23 protein-coding genes are annotated in these 21,217 nt (G+C 71.4%); 11 read left to right on the top strand and 12 right to left on the bottom strand.

The genetic code is table 11. From position 1 onward, the window contains the following. Positions 1 to 151: 151 nt before the first annotated feature. Complete coding sequence (locus tag E0500_RS34140) at positions 152 to 427, bottom strand: GlsB/YeaQ/YmgE family stress response membrane protein (protein WP_131563845.1); 276 nt, start codon at positions 425 to 427, stop codon at positions 152 to 154. A gap of 248 nt (positions 428 to 675) precedes the next feature. On the opposite strand from E0500_RS34140, the gene E0500_RS34135 reads away from it, so the two are divergent. Both E0500_RS34135 and E0500_RS34130 read left to right on the top strand, forming a co-directional pair. After that, positions 676 to 1,110 (top strand): DUF3099 domain-containing protein, encoded by a 435-nt coding sequence (locus E0500_RS34135; RefSeq protein WP_181587325.1) that lies wholly within the window; start codon positions 676 to 678, stop codon positions 1,108 to 1,110. 234 nt (positions 1,111 to 1,344) lie between these two features. Beyond that, positions 1,345 to 1,587: a hypothetical protein gene (locus tag E0500_RS34130; protein WP_131563866.1), complete on the top strand. Its 243-nt coding sequence runs from the start codon at positions 1,345 to 1,347 to the stop codon at positions 1,585 to 1,587. A 150-nt stretch (positions 1,588 to 1,737) separates the two neighbouring features. Here E0500_RS34130 and moaA read toward each other — a convergent pair whose 3' ends face one another. From moaA to E0500_RS34115, 3 genes are all read right to left on the bottom strand, one after another. Then, complete coding sequence (gene moaA, locus E0500_RS34125) at positions 1,738 to 2,727, bottom strand: GTP 3',8-cyclase MoaA (RefSeq protein WP_309505270.1); 990 nt, start codon at positions 2,725 to 2,727, stop codon at positions 1,738 to 1,740. A 230-nt stretch (positions 2,728 to 2,957) separates the two neighbouring features. Continuing rightward, positions 2,958 to 4,586, bottom strand: coding sequence for a cation acetate symporter (locus tag E0500_RS34120; RefSeq protein ID WP_131563847.1), 1,629 nt, complete (start codon positions 4,584 to 4,586; stop codon positions 2,958 to 2,960). Continuing rightward, positions 4,583 to 4,939 carry a DUF485 domain-containing protein gene (locus E0500_RS34115; RefSeq protein WP_131563848.1) on the bottom strand — a complete coding sequence of 119 codons (357 nt, stop codon included), beginning with the start codon at positions 4,937 to 4,939 and terminating at the stop codon, positions 4,583 to 4,585. Before E0500_RS34115 ends, E0500_RS34120 begins: the two co-directional genes overlap by 4 nt. 445 nt (positions 4,940 to 5,384) lie before the next feature. On the opposite strand from E0500_RS34115, the gene E0500_RS34110 reads away from it, so the two are divergent. The 8 genes from E0500_RS34110 to E0500_RS34075 all read left to right on the top strand — a co-directional run bounded on the left by E0500_RS34110 (position 5,385) and on the right by E0500_RS34075 (position 14,393). Then, positions 5,385 to 6,920 carry a S8 family serine peptidase gene (locus E0500_RS34110; RefSeq protein WP_131563849.1) on the top strand — a complete coding sequence of 512 codons (1,536 nt, stop codon included), beginning with the start codon at positions 5,385 to 5,387 and terminating at the stop codon, positions 6,918 to 6,920. Between the two features lie 87 nt (positions 6,921 to 7,007). Then, positions 7,008 to 8,528, top strand: coding sequence for a S8 family serine peptidase (locus E0500_RS34105; protein ID WP_131563850.1), 1,521 nt, complete (start codon positions 7,008 to 7,010; stop codon positions 8,526 to 8,528). Positions 8,529 to 8,647: 119 nt separating this feature from the next. Next, positions 8,648 to 10,045, top strand: coding sequence for a CoA transferase (locus tag E0500_RS34100; RefSeq protein ID WP_131563851.1), 1,398 nt, complete (start codon positions 8,648 to 8,650; stop codon positions 10,043 to 10,045). A gap of 100 nt (positions 10,046 to 10,145) precedes the next feature. Next, the gene (locus E0500_RS34095) at positions 10,146 to 11,132 is read left to right on the top strand and encodes a CopD family protein (protein ID WP_131563852.1); all 987 of its coding nucleotides are present in this window, start codon (positions 10,146 to 10,148) and stop codon (positions 11,130 to 11,132) included. 211 nt (positions 11,133 to 11,343) lie between these two features. Continuing rightward, positions 11,344 to 12,363: a DEDDh family exonuclease gene (locus E0500_RS34090; protein WP_131563853.1), complete on the top strand. Its 1,020-nt coding sequence runs from the start codon at positions 11,344 to 11,346 to the stop codon at positions 12,361 to 12,363. A 97-nt stretch (positions 12,364 to 12,460) separates the two neighbouring features. After that, positions 12,461 to 12,694, top strand: a complete 234-nt coding sequence (locus tag E0500_RS34085; RefSeq protein WP_131563854.1) for a hypothetical protein — start codon at positions 12,461 to 12,463, stop codon at positions 12,692 to 12,694. Positions 12,695 to 12,743: 49 nt separating this feature from the next. Next, positions 12,744 to 13,541, top strand: coding sequence for an SURF1 family protein (locus E0500_RS34080; RefSeq protein WP_131563867.1), 798 nt, complete (start codon positions 12,744 to 12,746; stop codon positions 13,539 to 13,541). 87 nt (positions 13,542 to 13,628) lie between these two features. Then, positions 13,629 to 14,393 carry an SDR family oxidoreductase gene (locus E0500_RS34075; RefSeq protein ID WP_131563855.1) on the top strand — a complete coding sequence of 255 codons (765 nt, stop codon included), beginning with the start codon at positions 13,629 to 13,631 and terminating at the stop codon, positions 14,391 to 14,393. Between the two features lie 72 nt (positions 14,394 to 14,465). Here the strand turns inward: E0500_RS34075 and amaP are convergent, their stop codons facing one another. The 5 genes from amaP to E0500_RS34050 all read right to left on the bottom strand — a co-directional run bounded on the left by amaP (position 14,466) and on the right by E0500_RS34050 (position 16,888). Beyond that, on the bottom strand, positions 14,466 to 15,044 hold the full coding sequence (gene amaP / locus E0500_RS34070) for an alkaline shock response membrane anchor protein AmaP (protein WP_131563856.1): 579 nt from the start codon (positions 15,042 to 15,044) through the stop codon (positions 14,466 to 14,468). Positions 15,045 to 15,050: 6 nt separating this feature from the next. Further along, positions 15,051 to 15,734 carry a DUF6286 domain-containing protein gene (locus E0500_RS34065; RefSeq protein WP_131563857.1) on the bottom strand — a complete coding sequence of 228 codons (684 nt, stop codon included), beginning with the start codon at positions 15,732 to 15,734 and terminating at the stop codon, positions 15,051 to 15,053. Beyond that, entirely contained in the window at positions 15,731 to 16,123 is a 393-nt protein-coding gene (locus E0500_RS34060) for an Asp23/Gls24 family envelope stress response protein (protein WP_131563858.1), read from the bottom strand. The genes E0500_RS34065 and E0500_RS34060 overlap by 4 nt, the downstream gene beginning before the upstream one ends. A 5-nt stretch (positions 16,124 to 16,128) precedes the next feature. Further along, on the bottom strand, positions 16,129 to 16,314 hold the full coding sequence (locus E0500_RS34055) for a hypothetical protein (protein WP_131563859.1): 186 nt from the start codon (positions 16,312 to 16,314) through the stop codon (positions 16,129 to 16,131). 88 nt (positions 16,315 to 16,402) lie between these two features. After that, complete coding sequence (locus E0500_RS34050) at positions 16,403 to 16,888, bottom strand: Asp23/Gls24 family envelope stress response protein (protein WP_181587324.1); 486 nt, start codon at positions 16,886 to 16,888, stop codon at positions 16,403 to 16,405. A gap of 85 nt (positions 16,889 to 16,973) precedes the next feature. On the opposite strand from E0500_RS34050, the gene E0500_RS34045 reads away from it, so the two are divergent. After that, positions 16,974 to 17,717, top strand: a complete 744-nt coding sequence (locus tag E0500_RS34045) for a nucleopolyhedrovirus P10 family protein (protein WP_131563860.1) — start codon at positions 16,974 to 16,976, stop codon at positions 17,715 to 17,717. Between the two features lie 164 nt (positions 17,718 to 17,881). Here the strand turns inward: E0500_RS34045 and E0500_RS34040 are convergent, their stop codons facing one another. From E0500_RS34040 to E0500_RS34030, 3 genes are all read right to left on the bottom strand, one after another. Continuing rightward, entirely contained in the window at positions 17,882 to 18,685 is an 804-nt protein-coding gene (locus E0500_RS34040) for an enoyl-CoA hydratase/isomerase family protein (RefSeq protein WP_131563861.1), read from the bottom strand. 140 nt (positions 18,686 to 18,825) lie between these two features. Beyond that, on the bottom strand, positions 18,826 to 19,047 hold the full coding sequence (locus E0500_RS34035; protein WP_181587323.1) for a helix-turn-helix domain-containing protein: 222 nt from the start codon (positions 19,045 to 19,047) through the stop codon (positions 18,826 to 18,828). A 429-nt stretch (positions 19,048 to 19,476) separates the two neighbouring features. After that, entirely contained in the window at positions 19,477 to 21,075 is a 1,599-nt protein-coding gene (locus E0500_RS34030) for an ABC-F family ATP-binding cassette domain-containing protein (protein WP_131563863.1), read from the bottom strand. Positions 21,076 to 21,217: the final 142 nt, after the last annotated feature.

Below are 21,217 nucleotides of genomic sequence, written 5' to 3'. Positions count from 1 at the left end.
GGGAGGGGCCGGCCGCGGAGAGCACGGCGCTGGTTCTGTGCCCTTGCCGTGCGCACCGCCGTAGTGGGTGGTGGCGCCCGCGCGGCGGAGCCGGATATCGACACGGACCCGCGTTCCTGTCGACACGGCCCCGCGCTCCTGTCGGCCCCTCTCACCCCTTCCGTTTGCCGCCCCGTACCGACATGTATGCCATGTCGCCGAGGAAGACGATCACGATCGCCGCCGCAAGCTGGAAGATGTGCCGACCCCAGTCGATGCCCGGGGTCTCCTCAATTCCGAAGCCTCGGGCCACCGCGTTGCCGACGACGGCGCCGAGCATGCCGAAGATGGTCGTGAGCCAGAGCGGGCTGTGCTGCTTGCCCGGAATGATCGCCTTGGCCAGCAGCCCCAGGACGAGTCCCACGATGATCGCCCACAACCAGCCCATGGCTGCCTCCTCTTACGGCTCGACACGAGCGGTACGCCCAGTCTCGGCCGGTGCGGAGTACGGCGCATGCCGGGCACAGCCGTACGCGGGAGTGCGCAGGCCGTGCGCTCCGGCAACAGGGCGCCCCGGTCTCGTAGGCGACGCAGACGCGGCGTAACGTGGAGCTTGTTCGGATCGCGGTCCCTGACCGGATCCGAGCCCGGGTACGTGCTGGGGGAGCGTCCGATGCAGGCGGGTGGTGGAACGTGATGCGGAAGCGGAGCGACGGCCAGGTCTTCCGGATCACCGGGGCCAGGCAGGGGCTCGCCGACGACGTGCGGGGCAGGCAGCGGCGGTACGTCATCTCGATGTCGATCCGCACGCTGTCCGTGATCGCGGCGGCGGTCCTGTGGAACGTCGAGCGGCACGTGGCGATCGTCGCGCTGGTGCTCGGTGTGATTCTCCCCTACATCGCGGTGGTGATCGCCAACGCGGGCCGGGAGAACGCGCCCTCGCTGCCGTCGACGTTCGTGCGGGCCCCGCTGAAGCCGATGATCGCGCCCCCGCCGGACGGCGCCCCCGACCAGGGCAAGGCCGACCGTGGGACAGGCTTCGCGGAATCCGTTTCGGAGGACGCCGCCGTCCCGGAGGACGCCGCCGACCCCGCGGCCGCCTCGGCGGCGAGCTCCAGAAAGCCGTCCTGACCTCCGGAAACGGCAGGAAAGCGGAATCCGTTCGGCCGCCCGGCCCACGAAAAGCTCAGAACAATCGTGTTGTTCCGGTGCCGGGCGACGGGTTCCCCGTGACATACTTCGTACGCGCTCCGCATCCCCCGTCGGAGCGACAGACCGACGCCGGGCAGCTCCCCCCGTGGCTGCTCGGCGTCGCCTTTTCCCGGCACTTTTCCGTGGTACGGGGCACGTTAGGGTCGGGGTGTGATGCTGAACGTCCCCGGTTCTGAACCGTCCTCACCCATCTGCTCCGCCAAGGGCTGCCGAGCCGACGCGGTGTGGGTGCTCGCGTGGAACAACCCGAAGCTGCACACCCCGGAGCGCCGCAAGACATGGCTCGCGTGCGAGGAGCACCGTGAGCATCTGTCGCAGTTCCTCGGAGTGCGGGGGTTCTTGAAGGACGTCGTGAAGCTGACGGAGTGGCAGGCCCCCGAGGGCAGCGAGAGCTAGGGCCTGTCGTTTGGATCACGCCTGGGCCGCGGGGCTTGGCACGCACATCTGCGGTCACAAGGAGCCCTGGTCCGAAGCCGGCATGATGCAAACGACAGGCCCTAGGACGACGAGGGCTGGACCGGCGAGGGTTGGACCGGCGAGGGCTCGTCAGCCCCCGATTGCCGACATCGGCCGGTCCGGCTGAACGAACGACGGGTCGTCCAGGCCCGCACCCGCCTTCTTGCCCCACATCGCAAGCCGCCAGATGCGGGCGATCTCCTCGTCGGGGGCGCCGGAGCGGAGCGCGGCACGCAGGTCGGTCTCCTCGCGGGCGAACAGGCAGGTGCGTATCTGGCCGTCGGCCGTGAGCCGTGTACGGTCGCAGGCCGCGCAGAACGGGCGGGTGACCGAGGCGATCACGCCGACGCGGTGCGGGCCGCCGTCCACGATCCAGCGTTCGGCAGGGGCGGAGCCCCGCTCGTCGGCGCCCTCGGGTGTCAGCTCGAAGCGGGTGCGCAGGGAGGCCAGGATGTCGCCGGCGGTGACCATGCCCTCGCGCTTCCAGCCGTGCTGGGCGTCGAGGGGCATCTGCTCGATGAACCGCAGTTCGTAGTCGTGCTCCACGGCCCAGGCCAGCAGGTCCGGGGCCTCGTCCTCGTTCAGGTCCGGCATCAGGACCGAGTTGACCTTGACCGGGGTCAGGCCGGCCTCGCGGGCGGCGTGGAGGCCCTCGATGACGTCCTTGTGGCGGTCCCGGCGGGTGAGGGTCTTGAAGACGTCGGGGCGGAGGGTGTCCAGCGAGACGTTCACCCGGTCCAGGCCCGCCGCCCTCAGGGCGGGGGCCGTGCGCTTGAGGCCGATGCCGTTGGTGGTGAGGGACATCTGGGGGCGGTTCTCCAGAGCGGCGACGCGCTCCACGATGCCGGCCAGGCCGGGGCGGAGCAGGGGCTCGCCGCCGGTGAAGCGGACCTCGGTGATGCCCAGCATCCGGACCGCGATGTCTATGAGGCGGACGATCTCGTCGTCGGTGAGCAGGTCGGGCTTGGCCAGCCACTGCAGGCCCTCCTCGGGCATGCAGTACGTACAGCGCAGGTTGCACCGGTCGGTCAGCGAGACCCGTAGGTCGGTGGCCACTCGGCCGTAGGTGTCAATGAGCACGTGGGCCCCCTCCCGCGAACGGATCACCAATTCTCCGACATCTGCGAGCCTACGTGACAGGACTGACAACACCAGTGGCCCGCGCCCCACGAGACGCAGCGGGGCCGCCGTAGATCCCTACGATGGCCGAAAATCGACGCCCCGTAGATCTCTGCGACGGCCCCGCGCGCTGTCACGTGCTGTGCCGGTGTGCCGAAGCCCCGGCGGAACGCGCCCCCGAAGGGGAGCGCTCAGTGGGCCCCGGTACCGGTGAGGGAACGCACCTCCAGCTCGGCGTACTTGCCGGCGTCGGGCTCCTCCTTGGACAGGACCGTGCCCAGCCAGCCCATCAGGAAGCCGAACGGGATGGAGATGATGCCCGGGTTCTTCAGCGGGAACCAGGCGAAGTCGACGTCCGGGAACATCGCCTTCGGGTCGCCGGAGACGACGGGCGAGAACAGCACCAGGCCCACGGCCACGATGAGACCACCGTAGATCGACCACAGCGCGCCCTGGGTGGTGAACTTCTTCCAGAACAGGCTGTAGAGGATGGTCGGCAGGTTGGCGGACGCGGCGACCGCGAAGGCCAGCGCGACCAGACCGGCCACGTTCAGGTCGCGGGCGAGGGCGCCCAGGGCGATGGAGACGATGCCGATGAAGACGGTCGCCCAGCGGGCCGCCCTCATCTCCTCCTTCTCGGTGGCCTTCCCCTTGCGGATGACGTTGGCGTAGATGTCGTGCGCGAAGGAGGACGACGAGGCGAGGGTGAGACCGGCGACCACGGCGAGGATCGTCGCGAAGGCCACCGCCGAGATCGTGGCGAGCAGGATCGCGCCCCAGGCCGAGTCGACGCCCCCGAGGTGCAGGGCGAGCAGCGGCGCCGCCGTGTTGCCGGACGGGTTCGACTCGATGATCTCGTCCTGGGAGATCAGCGCGGCGGCGCCGAAGCCGAGGGCGATGGTCATCAGGTAGAAGGCGCCGATGATGCCGATCGCCCAGTTCACGGACTTCCGGGCGGCCTTGGCGTTGGGCACCGTGTAGAAGCGGATCAGGATGTGCGGCAGACCGGCGGTGCCGAGGACCAGCGCGATGCCGAGGGAGATGAAGTCCAGCTTGGAGGTGCCGGTCGCGCCGTACTGCAGGCCGGGCTCCAGGAAGGCGGCGCCCTTGCCGCTGTTCTCGGCGGCCGAGCCGAGCAGGTCGGAGATGTTGAAGTTGAACTTCAGCAGCACCAGGAAGGTGATCAGGAGGGTGCCGCCGATGAGCAGCACGGCCTTGACCATCTGGACCCAGGTGGTGCCCTTCATGCCGCCGATGGAGACGTACACGATCATCAGGACGCCGACGAGGGCGACGATGGCGATCTTGCCCGCGTCCGAGGTGATGCCGAGCAGCAGCGAGACGAGGACGCCCGCGCCCGCCATCTGGGCCAGCAGGTAGAAGATCGAGACGACGATCGTGGAGGTGCCGGCCGCCGTGCGCACCGGGCGCTGGCGCATGCGGTACGCGAGGACGTCGCCCATGGTGTAGCGGCCGGAGTTCCTGAGCGGCTCGGCGACGAGGAGCAGCGCCACCAGCCAGGCGACCAGGAAGCCGATGGAGTAGAGGAAGCCGTCGTAGCCGAAGATGGCGATCGCGCCCGCGATGCCGAGGAACGACGCGGCCGACATGTAGTCGCCGGAGACCGCGAGTCCGTTCTGGAAGGCGCTGAACTGGCGGCCGCCCGCGTAGAAGTCGGCGGCGTCCTTGGTCTGACGGCCCGCCCAGACGGTGATGACGAGCGTCGCCACGACGAACGCCGCGAACAGGGAGATGATCAGCGGGCGGTGCTCGCTGGCGTTGTTCGTGGCGGCGAGAACGGTCTGCTGTACGGGGCTCATGCGCCGCCCTCCATCTCGGACTTGATGGCCTCGGCCTTGGGGTCGAGCTTCGCGGCGGCGTGCCGCGAGTACCACCAGGCGATGAGGAACGTGGTGACGAACTGGGCGACGCCGAGGACGAAGGCGACGTTGATGTTGCCGAACAGCTTGGTGCCCATGAAGTCGCCCGCGTAGTTGGAGAGCAGGACGTACAGCAGGTACCAGGCGATGAAGGCGACGGTCAGCGGGAAGGCGAAGGAGCGGTGGGAGCGGCGCAGTTCACCGAAGTCCGCGCTCTCCTGCATCCGGACGAACTCCTCCGTCGGGGGGAGTTGGTGCTCTGCCTTCGAGGGGGGCGGTGCGTCGGTTGCCACGGAGTCTCCTCGCGTTGCGGTTTCGGTTGCCCCGGTGGTCGGGGGTGATGTGGGGGACGGGTCGGTTTCGGACATATGACGGCTCTGATCCTCAGGTAGATGTGGATCACGCCGGCCGGCGAGGTGCAGGTGCCCGGTGCGTGATCCGGCAGGGGGCCCGATCGTGCTCGGGCTCCCTGCTCAACGTCACGGCGGCGCGCGGGAACCGGTTCAACTCCCGCACGGTTCTTTTCGCAAGCGGTTCACCAGCGGTTCGCAAGCGGTCGGGACCGGTCACCGGCTCCGCTCGAGCGAGGGGTTTCCCTGTACTTCGGTCGTCGTCGCCGTAAGTCGTTGCTGGCCAGGGAGGACGGGAGATAGTTTCGGCCTGCAGTACCCGTCATGTACCTGCCCGGGCACCCTTGTGTCACGGGCGGGTTTCGTTTCCGGATGATGTGGAGATCCCATGGCTCAACTGCGCTCAGGACGCCGTCTCGCGCTCGCGGTTCCGGTCGCCCTCTCGCTGACCGCCTCCCTCGGCTTCCTGCCGGGTGTCGCCTCGGCCGCGCCGCTCACCTCGGCCCCCTCCGCCTCGGCGACCGAGGACGGCCCGAACCTGGCGTACGTCGTCAACACGACGACGGACAAGCGGACCATCGCGGCCGTCGAGAAGGCGATAGCCAAGGCCGGTGGCACCGTCGTCATCACGTACGACAAGATCGGCGTGATCGTGGTCCACTCGGCCAACCCGGAGTTCGGCGCGCAGATACGTGCCGTGCGCGGTGTTCAGTCCGCGGGCGCCACCCGGACCACTCCCCTGGTCGCCGCGGGCACCACGGACGAGGGTGCCGCGGACTATCTGACGGCCGAGGAGGCCGCCAAGGTGAAGGCCGCGTCGGCGGACGTCCCCGGGAGCGAGCCCCTTGAGGCCGACCAGTGGGACCTGCGGGCGATAGGCGCCGACAAGGCCGCGAAGATCAACCCGGGCAGCAGCAAGGTCACCGTCGCCGTGATCGACACCGGCGTCGACGACACCCACCCGGACCTCGCCCCGAACTTCTCCGCGTCCCAGTCGGCCAACTGCGTCGGCGGCGTCGCGGACACCAGCGAGGGCGCCTGGCGCCCGTACACCGCGGACGACTACCACGGCACGCACGTCGCCGGTGAGATCGCCGCGGCCCGCAACGGCATAGGCGTCGCGGGTGTCGCCCCGGGCGTGAAGGTGTCCGGCATCAAGGTGAGCGACCCGGACAACGGCCTGTTCTACCCGGAGAGCGTCGTCTGCGCCTTCGTGTTCGCCGCCGACAAGGGCGTGGAGATCACGAACAACAGCTACTACGTCGACCCGTGGCTCTACAACTGCGTGGACGACCCGGACCAGAAGGCCATCGTCGACGCGGTCAACCGGGCCCAGCTGTACGCGCAGAAGAAGGGCCTGCTGAACGTGGCGTCGGCGGGCAACTCCAACCACGACCTCGCCTCGGACGCGATCGTCGACACCACGAGCCCCGACGACTCCACCCCGGTCGAGCGCACCATCGACCCCTCCGAGTGCTTCGATGTGCCGACCCAGCTGCCGGGTGTCGTCACGGTCAGCGCGACGGGCGTCCAGAACCTCAAGTCGTACTACTCGACGTACGGCAAGGGCGTCGTCGACGTCGCGGCCCCCGGCGGCGACCGGCGCTACCAGCTCCCGGACACCCCGTCGAAGGACGGCCGGATCCTCTCCACCATGCCGAACGGGCAGTACGCCTTCCTGCAGGGCACCTCGATGGCGTCACCGCACGTCGCGGGCGTCGCCGCGCTGCTGAAGTCCACGCACCCGCGGGCGGACGGCACCGAGTTGCAGCGGCTGCTGAAGGCGCAGGCCGACAAGCAGGCCTGCCCCGAGTCGTACGACCAGGACGGCGACGGCACGCAGGACGCCGTGTGCGAGGGCGACCCGAAGGCGAACGGCTTCTACGGAGCCGGCATCGTCAACGCGCTCAAGGCCGTCAAGTAGGCGCAGCCATCGGCTGATCGCTCTCCCGCACAGCTCGTACGGCCCGTACCGCTCGTACCGCTCGTCCGCGAACGAACTGGAGACATCATGACAGCGCCTCGCAAGCGCTCCCGCCGTGTGGTGGCGATCCCGCTGGGGATGGCCATGGCGACGGCGCTCGCCGTCCTGCCGAACACGACGGCGTCGGCCTCGGTGACGGCTCCCCAGGATGCCGCCGCTGACGCCACCCCGCTCAGCTACGTGGTCAACGTCAGCCCCGGGCATGGCACTTCCTCGCAGGTGAAGAAGGCCATCGCCAAGGCGGGCGGCACGATCGTGACGTCGTACGACCAGATCGGCGTCATCGTCGTGCACTCCTCGGATTCCGGGTTCGCCGCGGCGATCCGCAAGGTGCGCGGCGTGGAGTCGGCCGGTGCCACGCGCACCGCGCCGCTGCCCGCGCAGTCGACGACGGACCTGGGCGCGCCGAAGGTGCTCACCGCCAAGGAGGTGGCCGCCGCCGACGCGGAGGCCGGGCAGGACCCACTGGAGCCTCTGCAGTGGGACCTGCCCGCCATCAAGGCGGACAAGGCGCACGAGAAGTCGCTCGGCAGCCCGGACGTGACGGTCGCCGTCATCGACACGGGCGTCGACGACACACACCCCGACATCGCGCCGAACTTCGACCGCGAGGCGTCGGTGAACTGCGTGACGGGCAAGCCCGACACCACCGACGGGGCCTGGCGGCCCGGTGCCGACGAGAGCCCGCACGGCACGCATGTCGCGGGTGAGATCGCGGCCGCGAAGAACGGCGTCGGGATGACCGGTGTGGCACCCGGGGTGAAGGTGTCCGGCATCAAGGTGTCCACCCCGGCCGGCTTCTTCTACACGGAGGCCGTGGTCTGCGGGTTCGTGTGGGCGGCGGAGCACGGCGTCGACGTGACGAACAACAGCTATTACACGGACCCCTGGTACTTCAACTGCAAGGACGACCCGGACCAGAAGGCGCTCGTCGAGGCCGTCACCCGGGCGTCCCGGTACGCGGAGCGCAAGGGCGCCGTCAACGTCGCGGCGGCGGGCAACGAGAACTACGACCTCGCCGCCGACGAGATAACCGACCCGTCGTCCCCGAACGACACGACCCCGTCGGACCGGCCGGTCGACCCGTCGAAGTGCCTCGACATCCCGACCCAGCTGCCGGGTGTCGTCACGGTCGCGGCGACGGGCGCGAAGGGCATCAAGTCCTCCTTCTCCAACCACGGTCTGGGCGTGATCGACATAGCGGCCCCCGGCGGCGACTCGACCCGCTACCAGACCCCGGCCCCGCCCGCCACCAGCGGCCTGATCCTGGGCACGCTGCCCGGCGGCAAGTGGGGCTACATGGCCGGTACGTCGATGGCGTCCCCGCATGTCGCGGGCGTCGCCGCGCTCATCAAGTCGACGCACCCGTACGCCTCGCCGGCCCTGGTGAAGGCGCTGCTGTACGCCGGGGCGGACGCCACGGCGTGCACGGACCCGTACGACATCGACGGGGACGGCAAGGTCGACGCGGTGTGCGAGGGGCCGAAGAACCGCAACGGCTTCTACGGCTGGGGCATGGCCGACGCGCTGGACGCGGTGACGAAGTAGGGCTTCACGTAGTGGCGTTGGGCCGGGCGGTGCTGGTGCCGCCCGGCCCTTTCGCTGCCCCCGCGTCGACGTGTTGGCCTAGCACACACTGCATAGTGCACGTACTGCATAGTGCACGTATGGACGCTGTGAACACGGAGTTCGTGTGGGAGGCGCTGGGCGGGGATCCCGCGCTGCTCCCGCGCGTGTCGGAGGTCGTGCTGGACGGGGCGCTTCCGGCGCGGCTGCCCGTGCGGGAGCTGGCGCGGGCCTGTGTCGGGGCCTGTGCGCTGGCCGCCGCCGAGCTGGGGGCACGGCGGGCCGGGCTCGCCGAGGTGCCCCGGGTGCTGGTGGACGACGGGGCGGTCGCCACGGCCTTCGTGAGTGAGCGGCATCTGCTGGTCGACGGGCGGCAGCCGGTCACGTTCGCGCCGTTGTCGCGGTTCTGGCGGACGGCGGACGGGTGGGTGCGGACGCACGCCAACTACCCGCATCACCGGGCGCGTCTGCTGGGCGCGCTGGGGCTGCCCGGTGACGCGTCGGCGGAGACGGTGGCCGCGTCTCTGGCGGAGCGCTCCGCCAGCGACGTGGAGGACACGGTGTACGGCGCCGGAGGACTCGCGGTCGCCCTGCGCACACCGCAGGAGTGGGCGGGGCACGAGCAGGGACGGGCCGTCGCCGCGGGGCCGCTGCTGCACCGGGAGGTCGTCGGGGCCGGCCCTGTGCGGCGGCTCACCGGTGAGTCGGGGCGGCCTGCGGCGGGCGTACGCGTCCTGGACCTCACCCGGGTCATCGCGGGCCCCGTCGCCACCCGCACCCTCGGCCTCCTGGGCGCGGACGTTCTGCGTGTGGACTCCCCCGGGCTGCCCGAACTCCCCGACCAGCACGCGGACACCGGCTTCGGGAAGCGATCGACCGCGCTCGACCTGGCCGACCGTACGGACCGCCGCAGGTTCGAGGAACTGCTCGCCGGGGCGGACGTGGTGGTGACCGGCTACCGGCCGGGCGCCCTGGACCGGTTCGGGCTCGCCCCTCAGGCGCTGGCCGAGCGCCGGCCCGGGCTCGTGGTGGCGCAGTTGTCGGCGTGGGGCGCGCACGGGCCGTGGGCGGGGCGGCGGGGCTTCGACAGCCTGGTGCAGGCCGCCACCGGGATCGCGGTGACCGAGGGCTCGACCGGGCAGCCTGGTGCGCTGCCCGCACAGGCCCTCGACCACGGCACCGGCTTCCTGCTGGCCGCGGCCGTACTGCGCTCACTCACCGAGCAACGGGAGGAGGGCGGCACACGGCTCGTCCGGCTGGCGCTCGCGCGGACAGCGGCCTGGCTGACGACGGGCAGCGGGGGCGAAGGCGGACCCGCTGACGCGTCGTACGACCGCTCCTACGCCTCGTACGACCGTCCTGATGCCTGGCTCGCCGAGACCCGCAGCTCTCTCGGACGGCTGCGGTACGCGCTGTCGCCGGTGTCCTTCGACGGCGGGCCCGCCGACTGGTCGCGCCCGCCCGGGGCATGGGGCGCGGACGAGGCGCGCTGGGCTTGAATCGCCGGGCGGCCCGAAGCGTACTCATGGGCGGAATCCTGTACGGCCAGTTGTTTTCCATGACTTGCCCTGTTCTGTGGCAACTGGCGAAGCTCTGGGGGTGAGCTTGACCAGACCGACAGCCGACGCCCTGCGTCCGGGCGCCGGGCGCGCCGTCGCCGTCCTTGTCCTGGTGGCCGTGGCCGCCCTGATCCCGCTGCTCGGGCCGCGCGTCGCACTGGACGGCACGGGCGAGGCGGCGGCTCCGGGGGCCGGCGGCATAGCCGTGCTGCGCACGGTGCTGTTCGCGGCGCTGTGCATACCGGCGGGCGAACTGTTCGCGGCGTGGCTGGCACGCCGGGTGCCGGGGGCGCCCGCGGAGGCACCGCGCAGTTGGGCGCCGTACGCGGCCGCCGCCGGTTTCGTGGCCGCGCTGGGTCTCGCCTCGGTCGTGGCGACCGGCAACCTGGTGCCGCAGAGCCTTGCCGACATCGACGTGGGGGGCCTCTACGAGACCCGGGACGGCAAGCTCGCCCTCCTGGAGGTCAACGCGTTCGCCGCGGCCGGACTGTGCGCCCTCTCGCGCCGCCCCGCCACCCAGGCGTGGCCGCTGGCCGCGGTCGCCGTCGCGGAGGCCCTGCGCGCACATCCGACGACGGAGCACACTCCGCTGGCCGGCAGCGGCCTGACGCTGGTTCACGTGGTCTGCGCCGCCCTGTGGGTGGGCGGCCTGCTCCACGTCCTGCGGATGCTCCGGCGGTGGGGCGGTACGGAGGCGGGTGCCGCGTTGTTGGGGCTCTACGCGCGCGTGGCGGCCGTTCTCCTGGCCGCCATCACCGCCACCGGGGTGTGGAGCACGCTGCGCCGCATGCCACCGGACACGGTCCTGGAGCAGCTGACCACGACGGCGTACGGGCGCGTCCTGCTGGCCAAGGTGCTTCTCGTGGCCGTCGTCGCGGTCCTCGCGCTGGTGTCGCGCGTCCGGCTGGCCCGAGCGAGCGACCCGCTCAGCGCCTGCTCCCCCGCGCGTGCGGAGGTGGTGGCGCTCGGCGCGGTCGTCGCGGTGTCGGCGGTGCTGACGGCGCTTCCGGTGCCGATCCGATGGTGAACCGGTGCGTCGTGAACCGGTGACGCCGTATGCGACTGCCCGGCGCCCGCGCGGAGTTGTACGACGCCTCCCTGGGAGCTGCTCGGTCACGGTGAACTTCCGTACGGGGACGCGGAAGCGGGGGGCCACGCGCGCGTGTGCCGCCCCGCCGGGGCTTGTTCGGGGCGGTGGCCGTCCGGACTGTCGGTCGGGGCCCGTATCCTCAGTGACCATGCTCGAAGACCGCACGACCGCGCCGTCCGACGCCCCTTGGCCGGCCGCGTATCCGCAGGGGTACGCGGTCGTCGACGTGGAGACCACGGGCCTGGCCCGGGACGACCGCATAATCTCGGCGGCCGTCTACCGGCTGGACGCGCGCGGCGAGGTCGAGGACCACTGGTACACGATGGTGAACCCGGAGCGTGACCCGGGCCCGGTGTGGATCCACGGTCTGACGAGCAAGATGCTCGAAGGTGCCCCTCTCTTCCAGGACATCGCCGAGGAGTTCTCGGCCCGCCTGGCCGACCGTGTGCTCGTGGCGCACAACGCGGTCTTCGACTGGTCGATGATCGCTCGGGAGTACGCGCGCGCGAAGCGCGAGGCGCCGGTGCGACAGCGGCTGTGCACCATCGCGCTCTCCAAGGAGCTGGGCCTGCCCCTGCCCAACCACAAGCTGGAGTCGCTGGCCGACCACTTCGGCGTCGTACAGCAGCGGGCGCACCACGCGCTGGACGACGCGCGTGTGCTGGCCGAGGCGTTCCGGCCGAGCCTGCACACGGCGGTGAGCCGGGGCCTGCGGCTGCCGCTCCTCGAATGCCGGCCGTTGACCGAGTGGTCCGGCTCCGCGCACATCGGACAGCAGTCCTCCGGGGGCTACGGGCCCGGGACTTGGCGACCGTCCCGTAAGCGGCCCCCGTGTCCGTACCCCAACCCGGGGCGCCACGAAGAGGGCAAACCGCTCAAGCAGGGCATGCGTGTCGCCTTCTCGGGGGACACGTCGGTCGACCGTGAGCTGCTGGAGGACCGTGCCGTGGAGGCCGGACTGCATGTCTCGACGAGTCTGTCCCGGCTGACCAGCCTCCTCGTCACCAACGACCCGGACTCCGGCACGTCGAAGGTGGTCAGGGCCCGGCAGTACGGGACGCCGGTGCTCGACGAGGCGGCGTTCGGGCAGCTGCTGCGAGACGTCGAGCCCGCGGCGGGCCAGGGGGCGCCGGTCGCGGGCCGGGGAACATCGGCTGCGGAGGGGTGACAGGCGCGCAAGGGTGACCCGGGCGTACGGGTGATTGCCGGGCGACTCGCCCCGCGCCCCCTCGCCCGTGCCGCGTCCGCGCCGCACCCTGTGGCGCATGACACGTTGCGAAGTCTGCGGAAACGACTACGGCATGACCTTCGAGGTGCACGCGCAGGGCGCGGTGCACGTCTTCGACTGCTTCGCCTGTGCGATCCACCGCATGGCGCCCATCTGCGAGCACTGTCGCGTCCAGATCATCGGCCAGGGCGTCGAGGCCGACGGCAGCTGGTTCTGCGGTGCCCACTGTGCCCGGGCGGAGGGAAAGGTGGGGATCGTCGACAAGGTCTGAAGCGGCCCCCACCCGCATACGCCCCATGACCGAGTTGTACGGTCGTGGGGTGTACCGCTTCCTGTTGTCCCGGCAGTGGGTGATCCTCACGCTGGTCGCCCTCCTCCTCATCCCCACGATGATCAGGCTGGGCATCTGGCAGATGCACCGCTACGAGGAGCGCACCGCCAGGAACCAGCTGGTCTCCGACGCGCTGGACGCGCGGCCGGTGCCCGTGGAGAGGATGACCTCCCCCGGACACACCGTCACCAGCAAAGAGCGGTACCACAGCGTGACCGCGAAGGGCCGCTTCGACACCGGCGACGAGGTCGTCGTCCGCCGCCGCACCAACTCCGACGACGCGGTGGGCTACCACGTCCTGACCCCCTTCGTCCTCGACGACGGCAAGGTCCTGCTCGTCAACCGGGGCTGGATCCCCGCGGACGGCCCGAGCCAGACCGAGTTCCCCGAGATCCCCGCACCGCCCCGCGGTGAGATCACCGTCACCGGGCGGCTCATGCCCGACGAGACGACCGAGGCCAGCGGCATCAAGAACCTCCAGGGGCTGCCGGACCGGCAGATCATGCTGATCAACAGCGAGCACGAGGCCCGCCGCCTCGGCGCCGAGGTGCTCGGCGGCTACATCGTGCAGACGGCACCCGCGCCGAAGGGCGACACCCCTGAGCCTCTCGGCAAGCCCGGCAGCGAGGACGCCGCACTGAACTACGCGTACGCCATCCAGTGGTGGCTGTTCGCCGCCGGAGTCCCTGTGGGCTGGGTCATCCTGGTCCGTCGCGAGCGCCGTGACCGTGCGGCAGCGGTCTCCGCGCCCGCGGAGGACACGGAGACGGCCCCGGCTCCGGCGTAGCCGCCTCTGCTGCCCGGCGGCGGGCGGTACGTCTCAGGCCCCCACCTGGCCGGGGGCAGGACAGACGGGTGAGGGAGGATGGGGGCCATGGATCTTGGACTGAAGGACCGTGTGTACGTCGTCACCGGAGCGACCCGTGGGCTCGGCAACGCGAGTGCGCGGGAACTCGTCGCCGACGGCGCGAAGGTGGTCATCACCGGGCGGGACGAGAAGAACGTCACCGACGCGGCGGCCGCTCTCGGCCCGAACGCCGTGGGGGTCGCCGCGGACAACGCCGACCCCGAGACCGCGGCCCGGACCGTCGCTGCCGCGCGCGAGCACTTCGGCGCCTTCGACGGCATCCTGATCAGCGTCGGCGGCCCGGCGCCCGGGTTCGTCGCGGACAACACGGACGCGCAGTGGACGGCCGCGTTCGAGTCGGTCTTCCTGGGGGCGGTCCGGCTGGCGCGGGCCGCGGCGGCGGAGCTCGGCGAGGGCGGTGACGGCGGTGTCATCGGGTTCGTGCTGTCCGGTTCCGTGCACGAACCGATTCCGGGTCTGACCATCTCCAACGGGCTGCGCCCCGGTCTCGCGGGCTTCGCCAAGTCCCTCGCGGACGAGCTGGGCCCGCGCGGCATCCGCGTGGTCGGTCTGCTGCCGGCCCGTATCGACACCGACCGCGTACGGGAGCTGGACGGTCTCTCGGCCGACCCGGTGGCGGCCCGCGCGGGCCACGAGTCCCGTATCCCGCTGCGCCGGTACGGCACGCCGGAGGAGTTCGGGCGCACGGCGGCGTTCCTGCTGTCGCCCGCCGCGTCCTACCTGACGGGCATCATGCTGCCGGTGGACGGCGGGTCACGGCACGGGTTCTGAGTCCCCCGGCCTACAACTCGCCCAGGCTTTCGAGGAGTTGCTACCGGCTTGTCCTGGCGTGGCGTTGGAGGATCAGCTCACCCGCTCCGCCCTGTGCCTGGCCCCGTGCATGCGCACCTCGGCGGGGAGCGCGGCCAGTCCGGCCGAGTCCCGGGCGTGCGCGATGGCCTCCGCCGCCAGCCGGTGCAGGGCGTCCCCGGGGTCGATGTGCGGTTGGAGCAGGATCCGCACCCGGGCCTCGGGGGTGCTGCGCCGCCCGGTCAGCTGCACCTGGGCCCGCTCCACGCCGTTCAGCTGCCCCGCCTCACCGGTGAGGGCACCCTCCAGGGCGCGCCCGCGCAGCAGGGCACCCTCCCCGTCACCGGTGTCGACGAGCACCTCGCCCAGCCGGTGGCGCCGCAGCACGGCGGACAGCCACCACAGGGCCAGCAGCAGCACGACGGCGAGTACGGCGATGACTGCGGGCCACCACCAGCCCTCGTCCCGCCACCGGGTCCGGGCGGCGGCGCTGAGCAGGACGTCGTGCCGCCCGTGGTACACCCACCAGGAGGGCGGCTTCACACCGAGCCCGACGGCGAGCACGGACCCGCCGGCCACGACGAGCACCAGCCCGGCCAGTCCCAGCAGCACCCGGTTGACGATCCTCAGCACCGGACCTCACCCCTTCCGTCCGGGTCGGCGAACGTGCACGGCCAGCGCCGGCGGCCGGGACAGCCCGAGGCCCCGGATGGCGTCGGTGAGCGTGGCGTCCAGGTCGGCGCGTACCTCGTCGAGGTCGCGGAAGTGCGCGACCGCGCGGACGTCGACTTTCTTGCGGCCCACCCGGACCTGTACGGCCTGTACGCCCGCCACCTCGATGGCCCGGTCGCGCAGTACCATCCCGGCGGCGCCCCGGTGCAGCCCGGCCCGGACGTCGGCGTGGACGCGCCGCATCGGCAGCACGTCGCGCAGCCCGGGTGTCGCGGCGAGCACGAGCAGCCAGACGCCGAGCGCGACGGCGACTCCGGCGCCGACGAGCACCCATGTGTCGTCGAGGGGGCGTTCGGCGAGCTCCCGGGCGAGGGACTTGCGCCACTGCATGGCCGGCCGGCCGGCGCGGACGGCGACGACGTCGTACAGCAGGAGACCCGAGTCGGCGAGGAGCAGCAGCGCGACGACACCGGCGGGGATGCGACGTGAGGACCAGAAGCGCCTCTGGTCGCCGTTCTCATCGTCGAGGGCGGGCAGCGGGTCGTATGCGGCCGCCGACGTGGCCTGGACCGGGTCGTCCGGGGCAGCCTTCTCCATGACGGGCAGCCGCTGTGTGCCGTGCGTGCCTTCGGAGCCCTGGGACTCGCTCATCGGGTCCTCCCCTGTGCCGCGCCGGGGACGTGCGCGAGGTGCAACCGCTCCACCAGGACCGCCACCTCGGCCACGTCCATCCCCGCCAACGCCTCTACCCGCTGGACCACCTGCCGACGCACAGCGGCGCAGCGGGCGCCGATGTCGGCGGGGTAGTCGAGTTCCAGGCCGACGCGGACGCGCGCGGTGTCCTGGTGGACGACGGCGATGGCGTGCGGGGGCATGGCGTCGGGCGCCAGCGTTCCCAGTGCTTCGCGCGCGGCCTGCGAGGCGATCTTCGCGACGGCGCGGTCGGCGATCCGGGTGGCGCCGCGCTCGGCCGGCGCGAGGGTGGCCCCCGGGCGACGGCCCTCGTCGAGGCGGCTGTCGTCGAGGTGGCTGTCGTCCACGCGGGTCACCGCCGCCGTTCGTCACGCGGACGGAAGAAGTCACCGAGGTCCAGGTCACCCTCCAGGAACCGGCCGACAAAGAAGCCGACGGCACCCAGCGCTGCCACCAGCAGGAAAGCACCGAATCCGCCGAAGTACCCGGCGAAGCCCAGCGCCATTCCGGCGATCATGCCGATCACGGCCAAACTCATGCTGCGCTCCTAGGAGCTCATCGGGGCGGACCGGGGACGGTCCCCGGGCCTACTGGGCTCTTACCCGGGGCTCACGGTGTTTCCCGGGCTACTGAAGGCGAGTCTCCACCTCTTCTTCCTCTTCCTCCGGCAGTTTCACATCACTGACCGCGATGTTGACCTCGACGACCTCCAGGCCGGTCATGCGCTCCACGGCCGCGACGACGTTCTCGCGCACGTCGCGGGCGACGTCGGCGATGGACATGCCGTAGTCGACGACGATCTCCAGGTCGAGCGCGGTCTGCACCTCGCCGACCTCGGCCTTCACACCCCGGGTGACCGCCTTCGTCCCACCGGGCACCCGGTCGCGTACCGCCCCGAAGGTCCGTGACAGCCCGCTGCCCATGGTGTGTACGCCGACCACGTCGCGCGCGGCGAGCCCGGCGATCTTCTCGACGACCCCGTCGGCGATGGTGGTACGCCCGCGGGTGGCCGGGTCGCCGCCACCGCGCCGGGTGGTCCTGCGGGCACCGGTCGCGGCCGGCGTCTCCGCCTCGGGCTTGTCTGTCCGGTTCCGGTCCGTCATGTCGCTCATGCCGTACGTCCCTTCCGGTTGTTCTTCTCTGCTCACAGTAGGTGCGGTTGCGTGGTCGTGCGCCGGCATGCGGCAGGCTGGAGCAATGACGGCGGACGGATGGGCGAAGACGGTACGGCAGCAGATCGGGCTCGGCAGAGTGCTCCCGCTGGGCGGCCCGCGCGACGGCGCGTGGATCACGGAGAGGGCGGCCGGCTCGGTCCTGCGCCGCGCGGCCGGCTCGACGCGGGGGCTCCGGCTGGGCACGCTGCGGATCTCCATCATCGACCCGGACGCGCCGTACGACCCCGCCGTACCGCCCCCGCCGAGCGCACTGCCTCCGGGGCCGCTGCGGGTCGGTGCGGACTTCCTGGCGTCGGCGGACCCCACCGCCCCGGCCGCCGAACCCCTCCCGGCGACGGCGGCCCGCCTCCGGGCAGCGCTGGCCGCGGCGGCGACGGAGCGCCTCGGCCTGACGGTGACGGAGGTGGATCTGCGGGTGACGGGTTTGCTGGACGCCGACGAGGATGCCGCGATCCGCGCGGCCGACGCCGGGGAGGCCGCTGGCGAGCCCGTGCCCGAGCCGCCCGGCGACGGCGAGGAGTCCCGCGTGGCCGCCGCCGCGCTGTCCGTACCGGGCGTCACCCGCCTGACCGGTGCTCTGGGCGGACTGGGGCGCGCGGTCCATATCGAGACCGGCCCCGCGCTGCCGCGCCGCCATGTGCGGGTGGAGGTCGCGGTCACGTCTACGGAACGGGCACTGGATGTGGCACGCGCGGTGCGCACGGCGGTGGGCGAGGCCCTGCCGGACCACCCGTCGGTGGCGGTCGTGGTGACGGCGGTGGACTGACGGCCCCACGTGGTCCCGGCTCGCGCCTGGCGGATTCCCGGGCCTCCGGATCAGATCCCGCGTCCGCGTCCGTTCGTGAGATGGAACCCGCCGCTCGCCTGTGGGACGGAGCCCGCTGCTCGCCCGTCTCTGCGCGAGGTTCCGTCCCGCCCCTGCTCCCCGGTCTACTCCCCGATGTCCGCCAGGTCCCGCAGCCGCCTCGTTTGCGCGGCGCGTTCGGCGGCGCGCTGGTCGTCGTACGTCCGTTCCTGCGCCCCCCGCAGCAGCGCCTTGGTCTCGATCACGGCGTCGCGTGACGCGGCGAGGACCGCCGACGCCAGATCGCTGACGGCGTCGTCGAGCTGGCCGACGGGCACGGCGAGGTTGGCGAGGCCGGTCTGCACCGCTTCCTCCGCCTGCACGAAGCGCCCGGTCAGGCAGATTTCGAGCGCGCGGCCGTACCCGACGAGGCTCACCAGGGGGTGTGTTCCGGTCAGGTCGGGGACGAGTCCGAGGCTGGTCTCGCGCATGGCGAACTGCACGTCGTCCGCGACGACGCGCACATCACAGGCGAGCGCGAGCTGGAAGCCCGCACCGATGGCGTGTCCCTGCACGGCGGCGATGGACACGATGTCGCTGCGGCGCCACCAGGTGAACGCCTCCTGGTACGCGGCGATGGTCGCGTCGAGATCGGCGTCGTCACGGCGCGCGAGATCGACGAACGACGGCTCGCCCTCGATTCCCTCGGGCGTGAACATCTGACGGTCGAGCCCCGCCGAGAACGACTTGCCCTCGGCGCGCAGCACGACCACCCGGGCGGAGCCCGGCAGCGTTCGCCCAACCTCGGCCAACGCCCGCCACAGAGCGGGGCTCTGGGCGTTGCGCTTGGCCGGGTTGGTCAGTGTCACCGTGGCGAGCGCCTCATCGACAGTGAGACGCACGCCGTCCTTGTCGAGTACGGGAGCGAGGTCCTTGTCGAGCGAAGCCATGGGCGCCTCCGGTGCGTGCGGTCGGTCGGGACGCCGTACGTGGTCGCACGACGGCGTCCCCAAGTGACTGCACAGTAACCACCCGGCCGGTCGGTCGGCCGACCGGGTGGCCACCATCGAAGCCGATGGGCCGCCCGGCGTCAGACCGACGTGGACTTCTTGCCCCGCGTCGCCCCGCCGCGTCCTCGCAGCGTGACGCCCGACTCGCTGAGCATCCGGTGGACGAAGCCATACGAGCGGCCGGTTTCCTCGGCCAGCGCTCGGATGCTCGCACCGGAGTCGTACTTCTTCTTCAGGTCTGCCGCGAGCTTGTCGCGCGCGGCGCCGGTCACCCGGCTGCCCTTCTTCAGAGTCTCGGCCACCCGTGCCTCCTCATGGGAAGTGCGCTCTGGTCTCCTCATGATCACCCCTCCGGCTCGTGATGGCCACCCATTCGGCAAGGTCCGTGAGACAAGGTTGTGACGACGGGAGCACATCCCCACGAGTGGAATACGGGATTCCGCACAAGCGCGTCCGTACACCCGAACGGGTCGTTCCGTGAAGGGGCAGGTCAGCGGCGCGCGACGGCCGAGCCCCCGGCTCGGGAGGGCTCGGCCGTGAAACGGTGGGAGTACACACCTCGGTACGAGGAGATCTCACACAGATGATGGATCACGGATCGGCCGAATGATCCATACGCAGTGGATCAGTCATTCGATCACGCGGAAATGACCGCGCGAGTGGCCACACGAATGACCACACGAATGACCGCAGGACTGACCGGCGAGTGGCCGACGGGTGGCCGGCCCGGGTCAGGCGAGGGCGACGAGATCGGCGTAGTCGGCGCCCCAGAGGTCCTCGATGCCGTCCGGCAGCAGGATGATCCGCTCCGGCTGCAGCGCCTCGACCGCACCCTCGTCGTGGGTGACCAGGACGACCGCGCCCTTGTACGTGCGCAGGGCGCCGAGGATCTCCTCGCGACTGGCCGGGTCGAGGTTGTTGGTCGGTTCGTCGAGGAGGAGGACGTTCGCGGAGGAGACGACCAGCGTCGCGAGCGCGAGGCGGGTCTTCTCACCGCCGGAGAGCACACCGGCGGGCTTGTCGACGTCGTCGCCGGAGAACAGGAACGAGCCGAGCACCTTGCGGACCTCGACGAGGTCCATGTCGGGTGCGGCCGAGCGCATGTTCTCCAGCACCGTGCGGTCCGGGTCGAGGGTCTCGTGCTCCTGCGCGTAGTAGCCGAGCTTCAGTCCGTGACCCTCGACGACCTGGCCCGTGTCGGGCTTCTCGACGCCGCCCAGGAGGCGGAGCAGGGTCGTCTTGCCCGCGCCGTTCAGGCCGAGGATGACCACGCGCGAGCCCTTGTCGATGGCCAGGTCGACGTCGGTGAAGATCTCCAGCGAGCCGTACGACTTGGACAGGCCCTCGGCGGTGAGCGGGGTCTTGCCGCAGGGCGCGGGCTCGGGGAAGCGCAGCTTGGCGACCTTGTCGGACTGGCGCACCGCCTCCAGACCGGCCAGCAGCTTGTCCGCGCGGCGGGCCATGTTCTGCGCGGCGACCGTCTTGGTGGCCTTGGCGCGCATCTTGTCGGCCTGCGCGTTCAGGGCGGAGGCCTTCTTCTCGGCGTTGGCCCGCTCGCGCTTGCGGCGCTTCTCGTCGGCCTCGCGCTGCTGCTGGTACAGCCTCCAGCCCATGTTGTAGATGTCGATCGCGGCGCGGTTGGCGTCCAGGTAGAACACCTTGTTGACGACCGTGTCGACCAGCTCCACGTCGTGGGAGATGACGATGAAGCCGCCGCGGTAGGTCTTCAGGTAGTCGCGCAGCCAGATGATCGAGTCGGCGTCGAGGTGGTTCGTCGGCTCGTCCAGCAGAAGGGTGTCCGCGTCGGAGAACAGGATGCGGGCCAGCTCGATACGGCGCCGCTGACCGCCGGAGAGCGTATGGAGCGGCTGGCCGAGCACCCGGTCGGGCAGGTTCAGCGCGGCGGCGATGGTGGCGGCCTCGGCCTCGGCGGCGTATCCGCCCTTGGTGAGGAACTCGGTCTCCTGGCGCTCGTACTGCTTGAGCGCCTTCTCGCGGGTGGAGCCCTGGCCGTTGGCGATGCGCTGTTCGTTGTCCCGCATCTTGCGGATCAGGACGTCCAGGCCGCGCGCGGACAGGACGCGGTCGCGGGCGAGCACGTCCAGGTCGCCGGTGCGCGGGTCCTGCGGCAGGTAGCCGACCTCGCCGGAGCGGGTGACGGTGCCCGCGGCGGGGATGCCCTCGCCCGCGAGGACCTTGGTCAGGGTGGTCTTGCCGGCGCCGTTGCGGCCGACCAGGCCGATGCGGTCGCCCTTGGCGATACGGAAGGAAGCGGACTCGATGAGGACGCGGGCACCGGCGCGCAGCTCGATACCAGAGGCGGAGATCACGGACAGACTCCAGGGCAGGGTCGTTGACGGCGGGGTGGGCGGCTGAGGGCGGTCACGCCGTCTAATGCGCGAGGAGAATGGCCATGCGGCCAATTCTAACGGGGGGCGGCAAGCGGTTTTCCGCCCTCCCCGACCGGGCTCG

The sequence above is a fragment of the Streptomyces sp. KM273126 genome, from assembly GCF_004337435.2.
Taxonomy (GTDB): Bacteria; Actinomycetota; Actinomycetes; order Streptomycetales; family Streptomycetaceae; genus Streptomyces; species Streptomyces acidicola.
Note: the sequence above shows the minus strand (reverse complement) of the source record. Positions and strands in the feature narration are given on the sequence as shown.